At 47.3% G+C, this 15,692-nt stretch carries 20 protein-coding genes; all 20 read right to left on the bottom strand.

Annotation, left to right across the window (positions count from 1 at the left end):
• Positions 1 to 3: 3 nt before the first annotated feature.
• Positions 4 to 354 carry a stage V sporulation protein AE gene (gene spoVAE, locus ACKTRM_RS10965; RefSeq protein ID WP_007409415.1) on the bottom strand — a complete coding sequence of 117 codons (351 nt, stop codon included), beginning with the start codon at positions 352 to 354 and terminating at the stop codon, positions 4 to 6.
• Positions 355 to 1,371 carry a stage V sporulation protein AD gene (gene spoVAD / locus ACKTRM_RS10970; RefSeq protein WP_012117894.1) on the bottom strand — a complete coding sequence of 339 codons (1,017 nt, stop codon included), beginning with the start codon at positions 1,369 to 1,371 and terminating at the stop codon, positions 355 to 357.
• 11 nt (positions 1,372 to 1,382) lie between these two features.
• The gene (spoVAC, locus tag ACKTRM_RS10975) at positions 1,383 to 1,835 is read right to left on the bottom strand and encodes a stage V sporulation protein AC (RefSeq protein ID WP_003153353.1); all 453 of its coding nucleotides are present in this window, start codon (positions 1,833 to 1,835) and stop codon (positions 1,383 to 1,385) included.
• A gap of 12 nt (positions 1,836 to 1,847) precedes the next feature.
• The gene (locus ACKTRM_RS10980; RefSeq protein WP_007409413.1) at positions 1,848 to 2,273 is read right to left on the bottom strand and encodes a stage V sporulation protein AB; all 426 of its coding nucleotides are present in this window, start codon (positions 2,271 to 2,273) and stop codon (positions 1,848 to 1,850) included.
• Positions 2,263 to 2,883, bottom strand: a complete 621-nt coding sequence (locus ACKTRM_RS10985) for a stage V sporulation protein AA (protein WP_007409412.1) — start codon at positions 2,881 to 2,883, stop codon at positions 2,263 to 2,265. Before ACKTRM_RS10985 ends, ACKTRM_RS10980 begins: the two co-directional genes overlap by 11 nt.
• 126 nt (positions 2,884 to 3,009) lie before the next feature.
• Complete coding sequence (sigF, locus tag ACKTRM_RS10990; RefSeq protein WP_003153348.1) at positions 3,010 to 3,777, bottom strand: RNA polymerase sporulation sigma factor SigF; 768 nt, start codon at positions 3,775 to 3,777, stop codon at positions 3,010 to 3,012.
• An 11-nt stretch (positions 3,778 to 3,788) separates the two neighbouring features.
• Complete coding sequence (gene spoIIAB, locus ACKTRM_RS10995; RefSeq protein WP_012117895.1) at positions 3,789 to 4,229, bottom strand: anti-sigma F factor; 441 nt, start codon at positions 4,227 to 4,229, stop codon at positions 3,789 to 3,791.
• On the bottom strand, positions 4,226 to 4,579 hold the full coding sequence (gene spoIIAA / locus ACKTRM_RS11000; protein ID WP_007409411.1) for an anti-sigma F factor antagonist: 354 nt from the start codon (positions 4,577 to 4,579) through the stop codon (positions 4,226 to 4,228). The genes spoIIAB and spoIIAA overlap by 4 nt, the downstream gene beginning before the upstream one ends.
• 95 nt (positions 4,580 to 4,674) lie before the next feature.
• The gene (locus ACKTRM_RS11005) at positions 4,675 to 5,844 is read right to left on the bottom strand and encodes a D-alanyl-D-alanine carboxypeptidase family protein (protein ID WP_007409410.1); all 1,170 of its coding nucleotides are present in this window, start codon (positions 5,842 to 5,844) and stop codon (positions 4,675 to 4,677) included.
• A gap of 136 nt (positions 5,845 to 5,980) precedes the next feature.
• Complete coding sequence (locus ACKTRM_RS11010) at positions 5,981 to 6,799, bottom strand: purine-nucleoside phosphorylase (RefSeq protein WP_007409407.1); 819 nt, start codon at positions 6,797 to 6,799, stop codon at positions 5,981 to 5,983.
• A gap of 11 nt (positions 6,800 to 6,810) precedes the next feature.
• Entirely contained in the window at positions 6,811 to 7,995 is a 1,185-nt protein-coding gene (gene deoB, locus ACKTRM_RS11015) for a phosphopentomutase (RefSeq protein WP_025284951.1), read from the bottom strand.
• Positions 7,996 to 8,162: 167 nt separating this feature from the next.
• Positions 8,163 to 9,053: a site-specific tyrosine recombinase XerD gene (gene xerD / locus ACKTRM_RS11020; protein ID WP_012117897.1), complete on the bottom strand. Its 891-nt coding sequence runs from the start codon at positions 9,051 to 9,053 to the stop codon at positions 8,163 to 8,165.
• Between the two features lie 7 nt (positions 9,054 to 9,060).
• Complete coding sequence (locus tag ACKTRM_RS11025; protein WP_003153331.1) at positions 9,061 to 9,288, bottom strand: YqzK family protein; 228 nt, start codon at positions 9,286 to 9,288, stop codon at positions 9,061 to 9,063.
• A gap of 115 nt (positions 9,289 to 9,403) precedes the next feature.
• Positions 9,404 to 9,853, bottom strand: coding sequence for a ferric iron uptake transcriptional regulator (gene fur, locus ACKTRM_RS11030; RefSeq protein ID WP_003153330.1), 450 nt, complete (start codon positions 9,851 to 9,853; stop codon positions 9,404 to 9,406).
• Positions 9,854 to 9,965: 112 nt separating this feature from the next.
• Positions 9,966 to 10,610: a stage II sporulation protein M gene (gene spoIIM / locus ACKTRM_RS11035; RefSeq protein ID WP_007409404.1), complete on the bottom strand. Its 645-nt coding sequence runs from the start codon at positions 10,608 to 10,610 to the stop codon at positions 9,966 to 9,968.
• A 76-nt stretch (positions 10,611 to 10,686) separates the two neighbouring features.
• Positions 10,687 to 10,914, bottom strand: a complete 228-nt coding sequence (locus ACKTRM_RS11040) for a hypothetical protein (protein ID WP_012117898.1) — start codon at positions 10,912 to 10,914, stop codon at positions 10,687 to 10,689.
• A gap of 56 nt (positions 10,915 to 10,970) precedes the next feature.
• The gene (locus tag ACKTRM_RS11045) at positions 10,971 to 11,261 is read right to left on the bottom strand and encodes a hypothetical protein (protein WP_003153325.1); all 291 of its coding nucleotides are present in this window, start codon (positions 11,259 to 11,261) and stop codon (positions 10,971 to 10,973) included.
• Between the two features lie 112 nt (positions 11,262 to 11,373).
• Complete coding sequence (locus tag ACKTRM_RS11050; protein WP_007409402.1) at positions 11,374 to 12,687, bottom strand: NAD-dependent malic enzyme; 1,314 nt, start codon at positions 12,685 to 12,687, stop codon at positions 11,374 to 11,376.
• Positions 12,688 to 12,699: 12 nt separating this feature from the next.
• Positions 12,700 to 14,106, bottom strand: coding sequence for a Na+/H+ antiporter NhaC (gene nhaC / locus ACKTRM_RS11055; protein ID WP_012117899.1), 1,407 nt, complete (start codon positions 14,104 to 14,106; stop codon positions 12,700 to 12,702).
• A 141-nt stretch (positions 14,107 to 14,247) separates the two neighbouring features.
• Positions 14,248 to 15,675 (bottom strand): aspartate ammonia-lyase, encoded by a 1,428-nt coding sequence (gene aspA, locus ACKTRM_RS11060; RefSeq protein WP_003153322.1) that lies wholly within the window; start codon positions 15,673 to 15,675, stop codon positions 14,248 to 14,250.
• Positions 15,676 to 15,692: the final 17 nt, after the last annotated feature.

Below are 15,692 nucleotides of genomic sequence, written 5' to 3' on the forward strand. Positions count from 1 at the left end.
GCATTATCCTTTCGGTTTAAAAATAACGGCTACAAGAAATGCGAATAAAATCGCTGAAGATATACCGGCGGAAGTAAGTTCAAAAATCCCCATGGCGATCCCGATAAATCCATGCTCGTGAGCTTGATGCATGGCGCCGTGCAATAAGCTGTGACCGAAGCTGACGATGGGAACCGTCGCGCCCGCGCCCGCGAATTCGATAAATTTGTCATAAATTCCGAACCCATCTAACAAGGCGCCGATGACGACAAAAGTTGTCATCACATGGGCGGGTGTCAGTTTAAAAATGTCAAGCAGCAGCTGACCGATAATGCATATGATTCCCCCGCAAACAAAAGCCAACAGATATTCCATTTATGATGCACCTCCCGCCCGCTCAAATACCACACCGTGCGCGATGGTCGGAATGGTTTCCTTCTGCTGGATCATTGTCGGACTTAAAAGCGCCCCTGTCGCGACAACGAGTACCCTGTTTAGAGTCCCCGCTTTTAATTGATTAAAAATATGTGTGTACGTAACAAGCGCAGAGCAGGCGCAGCCGCTTCCGCCCGCAAACACCTGCTGGTCCGGCGTATAGATGAGAAGACCGCAGTCATCGTGTTTCGTTCCCACGGGATAGCCTTCTTCTTTGAGCAAATCTTTCACGATCGGCGAGCCGACGCCTGAAAGGTCTCCCGTTAAAATCAGATCATAATCATCCGCCGTGCGGTTCAAGTCCTGCAGGTGCTGTTTGATTGTGTCGGCGGCAGCGGGCGCCATGGCGGATCCCATATCGAACGGATCTGTTATTCCGAGGTCGCTTACTTTTCCTACTGTTGCGCTTGTAATCTTGATATCAGAAGGGTTTTGGCTGATGATGACCGCCCCGCCCCCCGTGACCGTTGAAGTGGCGGTATCCGGTTTTTGCCCGCCATACTCCGTCGGATTGCGGAATTGCCGTTCTGCCGTCGCGTTATGGCTGCTCGTGGCTGCGATCGCCCGGTTCGCAAAACCGCCGTCAATGAGCGCAGATGCGACAGCAATCGTTTCCATTGATGTCGAACAGGCGCCGAACAGACAGAGGAACGGAATTTTCAGATGTCTGGCGACGTAGTTGGCGGTCACATTTTGATTTAAAAGATCCCCCGCGAGTAACAAATCAATATCGCTCTTTTTCAAGTTCTGTTTTTGCAAAGCGGAGTTGATGGCATCTTCCATTAACTGACGTTCCGCCATTTCCCAGTTTTTCTGATTGCAATGCATTTCATCGTATGTCTTATCAAACAGCGAACCGATCGGGCCGTCTTTTTCTTTCGGTCCGGCTGCCGTCCCCGCCGCATTTACAAATAACGGGTTTTCAAACACCCAGGTTTGCTTTCCGGTCAATTTCATTTTTTCTCCTCCTACGAAAACAGTTTTTCACAAGCAAACCGTATCAGGCCTACAATATAGGCTGCCACGACGCCGAATACAATGACGTTTCCTGCCAATTTAAACATGTTTGTCGCTACCCCGAGCACGAGTCCTTCACTTCTGTGTTCGAGAGCGGCGCTTGTCATACTGTTTGCAAAACCCGTCACCGGCACGGCTGAACCCGCTCCGGCAAACTGCCCGAGTCTGTCATAAATGCCGAATCCGGTCAAAAGGGCCGAAATTAAAATAAGAGTGGCGGCCGTCGGGTTGCCCGCTGTTTTTTCATTAAAATTAAAAAAGTGGATGTAAAAGTCTTGAAGAGCCTGCCCGATCAGACAGATCAAACCGCCGATCAGAAAGGCTTTGACGCAATTCCAAACATATGGCGGTTTCGGCTGATAGTCTTTCACTTTTGTTTTGTAATTTTCTTTTAAGTTTGTCATGTCGGTTCCTCCTTATGAATGATGGATAAAATACAGCCAATGAAATAAAGAGCCGGCTATCTTGCCGAACACAATGGCCATCAGCAATATGATGATTTTGCTGCCGAAGCCGATCCGTTTGGCAAGAATGGGAAGCACATTCAGCACTTCTGTAAGCGCGGCGGCCAGCATGCCGACAAACATGCCGGCCAAAAGTCCGACCGGAACGGCCAGCCATTCAGATAAAAAAAAATGATTCATATTTAAGGTTTCCCAGCCGCCGAACACAGCTCCTGAAATAACAGCTCCTTCGTAGGCCTGTACAAAGCGCATTGTTTTTGTCAGCTGCATAAGGCGGGGGATGATTCCCATAACGGTTAAAAAAGCCACAAAGCCCGCTCCCACGGTCAGCCCTCCGCCAAGCCCGACAAACATAACGAAAAGAATGCTAACGATCATGCAGATCTTTCATCGTCTCTTCATTTTCGTGCATTGCGACATAATGATCGAGATCAAGCTGATAATTAAACATCTCGACTTCCAGCGGGCTTGGCTCTTCATTCAGGCGTTTTTTGAAGATGTGATTAAAAAAGACGATCATACCGAGACCGAGGCCGATGCTGTACGGAATCTGAAGCAGATACGGGTATTCATTCCGTTCGCCCGTTATGATTTCATATAAGGCGATATGAACTTCTCTCATACTGACATCTTCATGAAAATTCATAATGGCAAGACATGAACCGATAAAAAGCAGGAGCCAGACACCGACGAATAAAACGGCTGACAGCTGCTTTTTCTGGTAATGGATTTCCACTATCGTTTCAGCGCCGCCGACGGTCTGTACATCAAGCGCGGGAAAAGCGGTATGAATGGTTTTCAGCACTTTTATAATGTCCAGCACGACGATATTTTTGTCTTTTTTCGTGACCTTATACAGCGGCAGTGCCGACAGTTTTTTTTTCAGCTTTTGCTGTCCCGCAATCTGCGCGGCGTCGCCGATTGTGATGATATCTCCGGTATGAGCCTTCACGCGGTGGCGAAGTCTGAGAAATATTCGTCTTTCCATCTTGCATCACCATCTTTCGGGTGGTTATATATGTAGTATGCGGTTCACTTTTGTTCTCATTCATCAGCGGCAAAAGACCATAAATTACCACCGATGCACAAATAAAAAAAGCCGGCCCGTAAAAGGTCAGCTTTCCGTATGATCCATCTGCACTTTAATCTGCTTTAATATTTTTTTCTCCAGCCTCGATACCTGGACTTGGGAAATCCCGAGCCGTTCGGCTACTTCCGACTGTGTCTGATCTTTATAATATCTCAGATAGACAATGAGTTTTTCCCGTTCTTCCAAATCACTGATCGCCTCCTTGAGGGCGATTTTGTCAAACCACTTCTCTTCTGAATGATCGGCGATCTGATCAAGCAGGGTGATCGGGTCTCCGTCATTTTCATACACGGTCTCATGAATGGATGAAGGCGCCCGCACCGCTTCCTGCGCAAGCACCACATCCTCCGCATCAATTTCTAAATGGTCCGCGATTTCCTGGACGGTCGGCACTCTTCCGTATGTTTTTGACAGTTCATCTTTCGCCCGGCGTATTTTATTGCCGAGCTCTTTTAAAGATCTTGAAACTTTGACGGTTCCGTCATCGCGGATGAAGCGCTGGATTTCTCCGATAATCATCGGCACGGCATAAGTTGAAAAACGGACATCATAGGACAAATCGAATTTATCAACGGATTTTAACAATCCGATACAGCCGATCTGAAACAGATCATCCGGCTCATAGCCTCTGTTTAAGAACCTTTGAACGACGGACCACACAAGACGCATGTTTTTTTCTATGAGGAGGTCTCTTGCCTGCTGGTCGCCCTCTTGGCTCTTTTTGATTAATTCTTTGACTTCATGGTCCTTGAGCTGCGCGTTTTTGCTGTTTTTCTTAACCTCCACATCCATAACAAATCTCCTTAATTACAAAGCGCTTTGCTTTTTGATAGGTGTTTTGTTAAGCGTATCGTCGTTCCCATCTCCGGCGAGGAATCAATCGTGACATCATCCATGAAGTTTTCCATAATGGTAAAGCCCATTCCGGAGCGTTCAAGCTCGGGTTTTGTCGTAAAGAGCGGCTGGCGCGCTTCCTCAAGATCCGTGATCCCGATGCCTTCATCACGTATGGTCAGATAGACGACATGATCCTCCAGCGTAACGGAGATGTACACCTTTCCGTCGCAGTTTTCTTCATAGCCGTGGATGATCGCGTTTGTTACCGCTTCTGATACGACGGTCTTGATTTCCGTCAGCTCATCCATCGTCGGGTCGAGCTGTGCGATAAAAGAAGCAACTGTTACGCGCGCAAACGATTCGTTCTGACTGAGGGCTGAAAATTCAAGATGCATCTCGTTTTTCATGATGCCACCCCCAACGTTAAAAGCGCTTTTTGTTCTGATTGTTCGAACCTGATGATTTTAAACAGGCCGGACATGTCAAACAGACGTCTCACCGCGGGTGAAATCGCGCACACGACCATTTCTCCGCCGAGCTGTTTAATTTGTTTATAACGCCCTAAAATCACGCCGAGGCCGGAGCTGTCCATGAAGGTAAGATCTTCAAGGTTCAGCACGATGTGACGGATGCCGTCAGCCTCCAGCGATTCAGTAACCTTTTGTTTTAATGATTCTGCCGTATGATGGTCGAGTTCACCTGTTAATCGAATACAAAGCACGGATTCTTTGACATGAAAGTCAATTCCAAGGCTCATGCTCATTCCTCCTTGATATGATCGGATAATGAGTGTTTCGATTTTCGGGAAAGCAATTCCTTCACTATGACAAAACTAGTGCCCGTTCGCCACGATTATTTAAATTTAGTCCAATCTCCCATCGTCCGCTTCAGAAAAGTGAGAAAACCCGCTTTTTCCATGTCGTCTTTTGCCGTGACTGGGCTTTCAACGAGCACCTTTCCGTCTTTTTTCAGAACGAGGCTGCCGAGCACTTCTCCTTTTTTAACCGGAGCCGTTACATTGCCGTTGATTTTCACTTCTTTTTTTACTTTGTCCATGTTCTCTCCCTTTTTGGCCAGAAGAGAAATCGGCTCAGATGTGGTCAGCTTGATCAGTTTCTGTTTTCCTTTTTTTACTTTTACCGTTCCGACGATTTGATCCCGTTTGTACAGCGGGTGTGTTTTGAACTGGCTGAAGGCGTAATCAAGCATTTTGGTCACTTGGGCATTTCTTTCTTTTGGGGTGCTGGCTCCGAAAACAACAGCAATGACCCTCATATTTCCTTTTTTAGCGGTGGCGGTTAAACAATACTTCGCTTCGCCTGTAAAGCCCGTCTTCACGCCGTCTACACCCGGATAAAATTTGATCAGCCGGTTTGTATTGACGAGCCAGAACTTTTTGTCTGTATTTTCTCTTAAATAATCCTCATACGTTCCCGTAAATTGAGTGATTTTATCATACTTTAATAATTCCTTCGCCATTTTCGCCATGTCATAAGCAGAGCTGTAATGGTCTTTTTCAGGCAGTCCCGTCGGGTTTTTGAAGGAGGTATCTTTCAATCCCAATTCTTTTGCTTTTTTGTTCATCCGGCTGACGAAATCCTCTTCTGAACCGGCGATATACTCCGCCATTGCGACAGATGCGTCATTTCCGGAAGCTATCGCAATTCCTTTGAGCATTTCTTTTACCGTCATTTCTTCTCCGGGTTCAAGGAAAATCTGTGATCCGCCCATGGACGCGGCATGTTCACTCGTCCTGACTTTATCGCTCATCTTTATTTTCCCTTTGTCAAGCGCTTCCATGATTAAAAGCATGGTCATGATTTTTGTCATGCTTGCCGGCGCCAGACGCTCCCGGCTGTTCTTGTTATAAAGAATGCTTCCCGTATCGCGTTCAATCAGCACGGCGCTTTTGGCTTCATGAGCGAGCTCCGATGTATGTTTTCCGTCCGGCTTTGCAAAAGCGGACGGTGCTGATGCCGTTAATAAAATGCCAATCAACAAAGTGGATATAAGACGTTTCATCTCCAAAGCCCTCCATTTCATAATCCTTTTTATTTTTTCCAAATCCGGTGGTTTTATACGCCTCATCTGGAAAATGTTTCGTGTTGAGGGCACAAAAAAACAGCTGCTTCCGAAGAAACAGCTGACTTATGCTGACTTATTTTTGAGATCGTGCGACTACGGCTTTTACAAGCTTCAAAAAGCCGCCTTTTACTTTTTCCGTCATTTCCATTACTTCTTCATGGGATAACGGCTGGTCAAGAATACCTGCCGCCGCGTTGGAAATGCATGAGATGCCGAGCACGCGCATCCCCGCGTGGTTGGCGACGATGACTTCCGGCACGGTCGACATGCCGACAGCGTCAGAACCCATCGTTCTTAAAAACCGAACCTCAGCAGGCGTTTCGTAAGACGGCCCCGTAACAGCTGTATACACCCCTTTTTGAACAGGAATGCCCAGCTCATCGGCCGTTTTTTCAGCCAAGCCTGACAGCTCTTTGTCATAGGCTTCTGACATGTCCGGGAATCTCGGTCCGAATTCAGCTTCGTTCGGCCCGATTAACGGGTTGGTGCCCGTAAAGTTGATGTGGTCTGTAATAATCATCAGATCGCCGGCCCGGAATTCAGTGTTGATACCGCCGGCTGCATTCGTCACGACGAGAGATTCAACGCCGAGCGCCTTCATCACGCGGACGGGAAATGTGACCTGATCCATTGAGTAGCCTTCATAGTAATGAAAGCGGCCCTGCATCGCGATGACCTGCACACCTTCAAGCGTTCCCATCACAAGCTGGCCGGCATGGCCTTCTACCGTTGAGACCGGAAAATCAGGGATCGTTTCATATGTAAGCTTGACAGCTCCTTCAATTTCATCGGCCAATACGCCGAGCCCTGACCCTAAAATCAGACCGATCTTTGGTGTTTCTTTCACGTGTTCTTTAATAAATGCAGCAGCACGTTCGATCTTTTGTTTCAAAAAAAGTCCCCCTACTGTAATCTTGATAAAAAGCTTTTTCCGTATTTCGGCTTTTCCGTTTTGAAATTATCCGCAATGGTTGCGCCGATATCGGCAAATGTATCCGCAAGCGGCAGCTGTTCAGTGTGTTTGTGCTTTTTGCTGTACACAAGAAGCGGCACATACTCCCTCGTGTGATCCGTGCCGTGATGGACAGGATCATTGCCGTGATCCGCAGTGATGATAAGCAGATCGTCTTCTTTCATTTTCTCAAACACTTCCGGAAGCCTCGCGTCGAATTCCTCGAGCGCTTTTCCGTACCCTTCCGGATCGCGGCGGTGTCCGTACAGCGCGTCAAAATCAACGAGATTGGCAAAGCTCAGGCCCGTAAACTCTTCACCGAGCGTTTCAATCACTTTGTCCATGCCGTCCATATTAGATACCGTGCGGCGGGAAGATGTAATGCCTTCTCCGTCATAAATATCAGAAATTTTGCCGATAGAAATGACGTCTAATCCGCTGTCTTTCATTCCGTTCATTACCGTGCGGCCGAACGGTTTGAGCGCATAATCATGACGGTTCGGCGTGCGTTTGAAGCTGCCCGGTTCTCCGACGAACGGTCTTGCGATAATCCGGCCGACCATGTATTTCGGATCAAGCGTCAGTTCTCTGGCCGTTTCACAGATGCTGTACAGTTCGTCAAGCGGAACGACATCTTCGTGAGCCGCAATCTGCAGCACGGAATCTGCTGATGTATAAACGATCAGCGCACCCGTTTCCATATGTTCTTTTCCGAGCTCGTCCAGAATCGCCGTGCCTGAAGCCGGCTTATTTCCGATGATTTTCCGTCCTGAACGCCGCTCAAGTTCCTGAAGAAGTTCATCCGGAAATCCTTCCGGGAACACTTTAAACGGTTTTTCAATGTAGAGGCCCATAATCTCCCAGTGCCCCGTCATCGTATCTTTCCCGTTTGACGCCTCCTGCATTTTTCCGTAGTACGCAAGAGGGTGCTCCGTTTTTTCCACGCCCTTAATGTCTCCGATCAGTCCGAGACCGAGCTGCGCCAAATGGGGCATATGTAAGCCGTTCATGTGCTCTGCGATGTGTCCGAGCGTATTTGCGCCTATATCATTAAAATCGGCGGCGTCCGGCGCTTCACCGATTCCGACAGAATCCATTACGATCAAAAATACCCGGTTATATTTGTATTCAGACATCATAAAAGCCTCCTTTTCTTCCATCTGTCCATTGTAGCTTACAGAGGTCAGACAACTCAAGTATAAACCGTTTACATTCTTGTTGACAATGCCGATTCAAATAATTAGAACCTTCTCTGTATTCCGCCAATCCGGCAAAAAAGCCGCGGCCCCTCTGGCAGCGGCTCCTAAGCGCGCGGATGATACTGTTTGTACACGTCCTTCAGCCTTGTTTTCGTCACATGCGTATAAATTTGCGTGGTGGAAATATCGGCATGTCCGAGCATCTCCTGCACGGCGCGCAGATCCGCCCCGTTTTCGAGCAGGTGCGTTGCAAAGGAGTGCCGGAGCGTGTGCGGTGTCAGCTCTTTTTTAATCCCCGCTTCAAGTGCGATTTTTTTTAGGTTTTTCCAGAATCCCTGACGGCTGATCTGCCTGCCGTGATGATTCAGAAAAAGCGCTTCGGTTACGTTTTTCTTTAATAATTTCCCTCTGGCTTTTTCAATGTATGCTTCTATCGCATGAGAAGCGGCTTCACCAATCGGCACAATCCGCTCTTTCCGCCCTTTTCCGAAGCAGCGGACAAATCCCATCGTCAAATGGACGTCGGATAATTTCAGCTCGATCATCTCGCTGACCCTGATGCCGGTCGCGTACAGCAGTTCAAGCATGGCTTTATCCCTGAGGCCGAACGGGCTGTCAAGCTTAGGCGTGTCCAATAACCGCTCAACTTCGTGAAGCGCCAATACTTTCGGAAGCGTCCGCTCTGTTTTTTGTGTTTCAATATGTACCGAAGGATCTTTATCCGCGGCTTTTTCCCTTAACAGAAATTGATGAAAAGACCGGATTGACGCCAAATGCCTCGCAGACGTCTTGCCTGATTTCCCGGAGTCCTTTATATGCTTTAAATATTGAATAATATGAAGACGGGTCACATCATTCCATGAAGTGATCTGAAGGGTTTCAGTTAAGAAGAGAGAATAACTTTTCAGATCACGCTCATAGGACATCATCGTATTTTGGGACAGCCCTCTTTCAACCCTCACATAATGGATGAAATCCTTAATTTGATCCTTCACTCTTGATCTACTCCCCGTTTTGGTAAAAAAAGATCAATCGGCCGAACCAGCCGTCTTTCTCCTCATGTTCCGTTTTGGCCACTTTGACGGCGGAGCCTTCCGGTTTATCGTACCGATGATAGTTTTCATACTCTGAATTCACCCATATCATAGCATAATAGAACAGCGCGGTAAAACCTGTGAACAGAATAAACACTTTGATCGTATCCGCGGCTGTTTTTAGGAATCTGCCCATCTTTCGATCGACCCTTTCTTTTGGCGGCTGTTAGTACACCTTATGCCAATTTCAAAGGCTTTTATACATAAAAACAGCAAAAAACCCTTTCCTGGCAGAAAAGGTTCGTAGGCTTTTACTCTGTTTCATCCCCGCGGCAGCGGTGGCAGATTCCGTGAAAAGTCAATCTATGATCTTTAATTTTAAATTTCCAATCACGTTCAATCACTTCTTCAACGTCTTCAAGCAGATCTTCTTCAATTTCATCGACGGCTCCGCACTCCATGCACACCAAATGGTGATGAAAGTGAGCCGCGCCTTCTTTGCGAAGGTCGTAGCGGGATACGCCGTCCCCGAAGTTAATTTTATCAACGACTTTTAATTCTGTTAATAATTCTAATGTACGGTATACTGTAGCGAGACCAATTTCAGGAGATTTCTCTTTTACGAGGAGGTATACATCTTCTGCGCTTAAATGGTCTTCTTCGTTTTCAAGCAGCACTCTTACCGTTGCTTCCCGCTGTGGCGTAAGCTTGTAGCTTGACGAGTGCAGCTGCTTTTTAATTCGATCAATACGGTTTTCCATGTCTTTCCCTCCTACGCCGCATTCCATGACTCATTATAACAAAATACGCGCAGAGTTCCAACTATAATTATTATAAACTGATAAATAAAAGTGTTATTTTGTGATAATCATTCTAAAATATGCGTGATGACAGCTTTTCCATAAACAGCGGAGACACGTACGCCTCGAGCAGCGAGGCGATGACCGAGAAGAAAACGATGAGAATCAGCACGAAGGCGTAGCGTCCGAACCATTGGATCGGCGCGTCATGAAGGCTGCGTTTGACAAACAGCTGCCGGATCAGTTTCAGTGAAAAAGCGATGGAGCATGTCCCCATGATAAGATACGCCGGAATGAGAACGATGTTTTGCGGCAGAACCGAAATAAATGACAGGAAAAACCCGTTCATCCCCATTTGATTCACTAAAAAACCGACCGTGAAGCCGACGACGATTCCTTTTAAGAACACCATAATGAAAATAACCGGAAGACCGATCACGGAAATACCGAGGATCCACATCAGCCCCAAATATTTTACATCATGAAAGACGGCCTGCCAAAACATTTCTGAAGCGCCGGCATGTTTTCCGTCAGACAGCTGTCCGAAAAACTTGCTTAAATAGTAATACAAATCTTCTTTCTGCGTGATGGTCATGCTGTTGACGATGATCGCCCCGAAAATGACTCCCATCAAAAACAAGACGAACACAAATATATAAAGTGACAGATGATCCTTTACATGGCGAAAAAACAGTTCTTTGTACGATTGTTTTCTCATACCGCTTTCCTCCCGCTAATCTATTGACTTGATTTAGTAGATTGTATGAAAGAAAAGAGAAAACATGACAGAGAAATCATAGAAAGGCGCGAGATTCGGGCATAAAAAAAGAACCCCCGTCATCACTCCGGTGATCATAGGGGTTCCTTTTTTTATGCTTTATTCTTTCAAGCCTGTCTTTTTTGGTTTTCGTCACTCTTTCATGGGTGCTGAAAGACGGCGCCGTCCCCCTTGACAGGACTGCGTCACGCATCCCGTTTCTTTTGAGATGCTCCCGCATTTTTTTCGTTTTGCTCTTCGCCATGTGCCAACCGCTCCTTTTTCCCTTTTCTTAATCATAACAAAAAAATCCAGATGTGTTCATGAATACGGCTCATGTTTCGACCGGTAAGCGCGCAGAGACGTTTTGGCAGATGAATAGCTCCCCATTGCGGCGTATCCGTAAAAAAACCCCATAAAAATCCCCGCATACACGTGTTCATGATGACCGAAAACGATAGACACAACATTTCCGGCAGCAAGGGCAATCGTGGGAACGAATATGCCCGGAACCCGGCAGAACACTTTGATCAGCTGTGTGACGCATAAGACGACCGGCACGCCGATCACAGCATCCCAAATATTTGTATGGATCAGCGGAAAATAATCCACATCGACACCTCTTTATTCCGTCTTTTGCTATCTGTTAGCCTGCCTAAGAATTCCGCTTCCTATTCATGATAAAAAAACAGCACCGGCACATGTCCGGTACTGTAAGAGTTGTTTATTTTCCTGCCGCAGCCCGTTCTACGGCTGCTGATACGGCTTGATGCACGTCCGCATCCAAAGGCTGAGGCACGAGATCGCCGTGTTTTGTGCAAGAGGCGATGGCTTCTGCGGCCGCCACAAGCATTTCATGGTCGATTTTCTTGCTTTTGGCGTTCAGCGCGCCGCGGAAAATCCCCGGGAAGCCGAGAACATTATTGACCGAACGGCCGTCAGCTGCATAAGCGGCTCCGGCTTGTAATGCCTCTTCCGGTTCAATCTCCGGCTTCGGATTAGATAAAGCCAGAATGACGTGTCCTTTTCTGACATCCTCTTTTTTAATGAGACCCGGAACTCCTGTGGTGCTGATCACAATGTCACACGTGTCCATTAATTCTTTGATGCTTCCAAGCGGCTGACCTCCGTACTGAGCGAGGCGGTTCATTGCGTCTTCTGACTTGTCCGTTCCGCAGACCGCTTTGACTCCGTATGCCATAAACATGCGGCAGATGGCGACGCCTGCCGCGCCGAGACCGATCTGACCGACCTTCGCTTCTTTTAAATCAAGACCGGCGCTTTTACAAGCGGAAATGGCGGCGGCGAGCGTGACGACCGCCGTGCCGTGCTGGTCATCGTGCATAACCGGAATGTCCAGTTCTTCTTTCAGGCGGTCTTCAATGTCAAAGCAGTGGGGCGAACCGATATCTTCAAGCAGAATTCCGCTGAACCCCGGAGAAATATGTTTTACCGTGCGAATGATTTCTTCCGGATCAGAAGTATCGAGCAAAATCGGAATTCCGCTGATACCCGCCAGCTGGTCAAAAAGCGCGGCTTTCCCTTCCATTACGGGCATTCCGGCGACAGAGCCGATATTGCCGAGGCCGAGAATCGCCGTTCCGTCGGTGACAATGGCGACAGAATTGCTGATTGTCGTATAGATGGACGCTTTTTCAGGCTCGTTTTCAATCAGTCTGCACACATCGGCGACACCCGGCGTATAAACACGCCCAAGCTCAGCCAGTGTCCGGATCGGCATTTTGCTTTTCATCTGAATTTTGCCGCCTTCATGAGCAGAGAGCACTTCATCTGAGACTGTATGAAGCCGGATGCCTTCACCGAGAGCTTCAATGGCTTGAATGATTTCCTGCAGCTGCTCTTCATTTTCGGCCTGCACCGTAATGTTGCGCATTGTGTAGTTCGGGCCGACTTTAACGGTTTCAACTTCCCCGATATCTCCGCCCATCACTCCGATGGCGGTTGCCACTTTTCCGAGATTTCCGGGAACAGTCGGCGTTTCAATCATTAACGTCCGAATCATATGCTTTGTAATCATGAAATGAACCTCCTAACCCAATTTTTGAGATTGCAAGGATTTTTCTTTCGTGTACCAAATGAATTTCCCCGTGTATCCGTACAATATTGCCAGTCCGATAGATACAAAACTGAGCCACATGAACGGCAGATAAGAAAATGTGGATACGCCGAGAATGCCGGCCATATAGATGCCGTTATCAGACCACGGCACCATCCCTGAAGTAAGCGTGCCGCCCACCTCTGCGTTCCGGGATAAAACTCTTCTGTCAAGTTTCAGTTTATCATAACTGTTCTCCATGATTTTCGGCGTCAGGATCAATGACACGTACATCGCACAGCCGAAAATGTTTCCTAAAAGGGCGACGATCAATGTCGAAAGCGTCACATTTCCCGGTGTGGTCAGCTTTTTCTCAAAAGTTGAGACAATCACTTTTAATACGCCGAGCTTCTCAAGAATTCCTCCAAAACCAAGACCGAACAGGATAACGACTAACGTATCCAGCATACCGGTAATGCCTCCGCGGTTTAACAGGCCGTTTAAAAATTCGACGTCCGTTTTAATGGAAAAACCATTATAAGCAGTCGCGATGGCACTGGCAAAATTCATTCCCTGAAAGACGGAAGCCCAGATTGCGCCAAGCAAAGCACCGATGACGATAACGGGCATAGACGGCTTTTTCAAAATCAGAAGGACAACGACGACAACAGCCGGAATGAGCATCCATATATGAATGTCAAACGTTTTCTGCAATGAAGATTTTAAAAATTCCACTTTGCCAAGATCAATATTTTTTCCGCCGTATATAAATCCCGTTACGGTAAACAGAATGGCCGTAATAATATAGGACGGAATTGACAGATACATCATCGCTCTGACGTGTGACAGCACATCCACCTTAGAAAGCGTGGAGGCAAGCACCGTACTGTCAGACAGCGGTGAAAGCTTGTCTCCGAAGTAAGCGCCGGACAAAACGGCTCCCGCCACGATCGGAAGCGGTATACCCATTCCTTCTCCGATGGCAACCATGGCGATCCCCGCGGTCCCCACGGTTCCCCACGACGTTCCGGTCGCAACGGACATAACGGAACAAATCACCAATGTAGCAAGCAGGAAAACATGAGGATTAATAAACTCTAAACCATAATAAATTAACGTCGGCACAACGCCGCCGGCAATCCATGTCCCGATAAGCGCACCGACCGAAACAAGAATCAAAACCGCTTCAAGACCGTTTGATATCCCGGTGACAATCGAAGCCTGCAAGTCTTTATATGAATGTCCCAGCCTGACTCCGAGAATAATAGCGATAAACCAGGATATAAATAGAGCAAGCTGGATCGGCAGGTCTAAAAACACTGTGAATGATAAGACAAGCGCTAAAAACCCGAATAATAAGATAATAATTTCCAATAAATTTGGCAATCTGACCTCTTTCACAAGAAAATCCCCCTAGAAGAAAAAAGCTAAAACGCTTTCATCAAATGATATAACAAATTATACTATACTGCCTCATCCCTTTGTATGGCAACCGCCTATTCACTAAAAAACGTGAAAAGGCGGCTGTTGTTGCTTTAAAATTTATTTTTCTAATAGATCTTTTCCGGCAATCCCCGGTTTTGTCATTTCATACGGATTCAAAATGATATCCAATTCTTCTTCTGTCAGTACATCATTTTGAAGGCAAAGATCTCTTACAGATTGCCCTGTCATGATTGCTTCACGTGCAATTCGCGCAGCCGCTTCATACCCGAGGTGCGGATTGACCGCCGTAATGACGCCGACGCTTTTTTCCACGTATTGCTTCAGACGTTTTTCGTTCGCTTCAATTCCCGCCAGACAATGATCGGTAAATGAACGGAACCCGTTATTCATGATGCTGATGGATTGAAGCAGGTTAAATACGAGTACCGGCTCCATTACGTTAAGCTCCAGCTGGCCCGCTTCTGAAGCGAGGCAGATCGTATTGTCATTCCCGATGACCTGGAAGGCGATTTGGTTGATCAGCTCTGCCATTACAGGGTTGACTTTCCCAGGCATAATGGATGATCCCGGCTGACGGGCGGGCAGTGAAATTTCCGCAAGTCCCGCGCGCGGACCTGAAGCCATTAAGCGCAGATCGTTGGCGATTTTAGACATGTTCATCATGCATACTTTCAACGCGGCTGAAACTTCCGTATACGCATCAGTGTTTTGTGTGGCGTCAACCAAATGGCCGGCGCCGACAAGCGGCAGTCCGCTGATGTCAGCCAGGTGCTTCACAACCTGTTCTATGTAGCGCGGATCGGCGTTAAGTCCCGTACCTACGGCCGTTGCCCCCATGTTTACTTCATACAGATGCTGGCGGGATTGTTTAATTCGCTTTATGTCACGCTCAAGCACGCGGCTGTATGCTTCAAATTCCTGTCCGAGACGGATCGGCACAGCGTCCTGAAGGTGTGTGCGCCCCATTTTAATGACAGAATCAAATTGTTTCGCTTTATCTTTAAAGACACTGAGCATATGCGCCATCGTATCAAGGAGCTTATCCAAAAGTTTCAAGGTTGAAATATGGATTGCCGTCGGGAACACGTCGTTCGTCGATTGTGACATGTTGACGTGTGTGTTCGGGCTGAGGTGAATGTATTCACCTTTTTTATGCCCCATGATTTCAAGAGCCCTGTTGCCGATTACTTCGTTGGCATTCATGTTCATGGACGTTCCGGCTCCCCCTTGGATCGGATCGACGATAAATTGGTCATGCCATTTTCCCTCAAGAATTTCATCTGCGGCCTGTACAATCGCATTTCCGATTCCTTCATACAGCCGTTTTACATCCATGTTGGCAAGCGCCGCCGCTTTTTTGACGATGGCGAGCGCATTAATCATTTCTTCGTGGATGCGGTAGCCGGTAATCGGAAAGTTTTCTTTCGCGCGCAGCGTTTGTATTCCGTAATACACATCAGCTTCAATTTGTTTTTCTCCGAGGAAATCTTTTTCCTGACGATATTCTTTTTGCGCGTTTGTCATGCTAAAACCCTACTTTC

This window comes from Bacillus sp. D7-8, from assembly GCF_052055895.1.
Taxonomy (GTDB): domain Bacteria; phylum Bacillota; class Bacilli; order Bacillales; family Bacillaceae; genus Bacillus; species Bacillus velezensis.

What these genes read in the sequence shown, in the direction of transcription:
- spoVAE (WP_007409415.1), bottom strand. Translation starts at nt 354, where the DNA reads ATGGAATATCTGTTGGCTTTTGTTTGCGGGGGAATCATATGCATTATC.
- spoVAD (WP_012117894.1), bottom strand. Translation starts at nt 1,371, where the DNA reads ATGAAATTGACCGGAAAGCAAACCTGGGTGTTTGAAAACCCGTTATTT.
- spoVAC (WP_003153353.1), bottom strand. Translation starts at nt 1,835, where the DNA reads ATGACAAACTTAAAAGAAAATTACAAAACAAAAGTGAAAGACTATCAG.
- ACKTRM_RS10980 (WP_007409413.1), bottom strand. Translation starts at nt 2,273, where the DNA reads ATGATCGTTAGCATTCTTTTCGTTATGTTTGTCGGGCTTGGCGGAGGG.
- ACKTRM_RS10985 (WP_007409412.1), bottom strand. Translation starts at nt 2,883, where the DNA reads ATGGAAAGACGAATATTTCTCAGACTTCGCCACCGCGTGAAGGCTCAT.
- sigF (WP_003153348.1), bottom strand. Translation starts at nt 3,777, where the DNA reads ATGGATGTGGAGGTTAAGAAAAACAGCAAAAACGCGCAGCTCAAGGAC.
- spoIIAB (WP_012117895.1), bottom strand. Translation starts at nt 4,229, where the DNA reads ATGAAAAACGAGATGCATCTTGAATTTTCAGCCCTCAGTCAGAACGAA.
- spoIIAA (WP_007409411.1), bottom strand. Translation starts at nt 4,579, where the DNA reads ATGAGCCTTGGAATTGACTTTCATGTCAAAGAATCCGTGCTTTGTATT.
- ACKTRM_RS11005 (WP_007409410.1), bottom strand. Translation starts at nt 5,844, where the DNA reads ATGAAACGTCTTATATCCACTTTGTTGATTGGCATTTTATTAACGGCA.
- deoB (WP_025284951.1), bottom strand. Translation starts at nt 7,995, where the DNA reads ATGTCTGAATACAAATATAACCGGGTATTTTTGATCGTAATGGATTCT.
- ACKTRM_RS11025 (WP_003153331.1), bottom strand. Translation starts at nt 9,288, where the DNA reads ATGGGCAGATTCCTAAAAACAGCCGCGGATACGATCAAAGTGTTTATT.
- fur (WP_003153330.1), bottom strand. Translation starts at nt 9,853, where the DNA reads ATGGAAAACCGTATTGATCGAATTAAAAAGCAGCTGCACTCGTCAAGC.
- spoIIM (WP_007409404.1), bottom strand. Translation starts at nt 10,610, where the DNA reads ATGAGAAAACAATCGTACAAAGAACTGTTTTTTCGCCATGTAAAGGAT.
- ACKTRM_RS11040 (WP_012117898.1), bottom strand. Translation starts at nt 10,914, where the DNA reads ATGGCGAAGAGCAAAACGAAAAAAATGCGGGAGCATCTCAAAAGAAAC.
- ACKTRM_RS11050 (WP_007409402.1), bottom strand. Translation starts at nt 12,687, where the DNA reads ATGATTACAAAGCATATGATTCGGACGTTAATGATTGAAACGCCGACT.
- aspA (WP_003153322.1), bottom strand. Translation starts at nt 15,675, where the DNA reads ATGACAAACGCGCAAAAAGAATATCGTCAGGAAAAAGATTTCCTCGGA.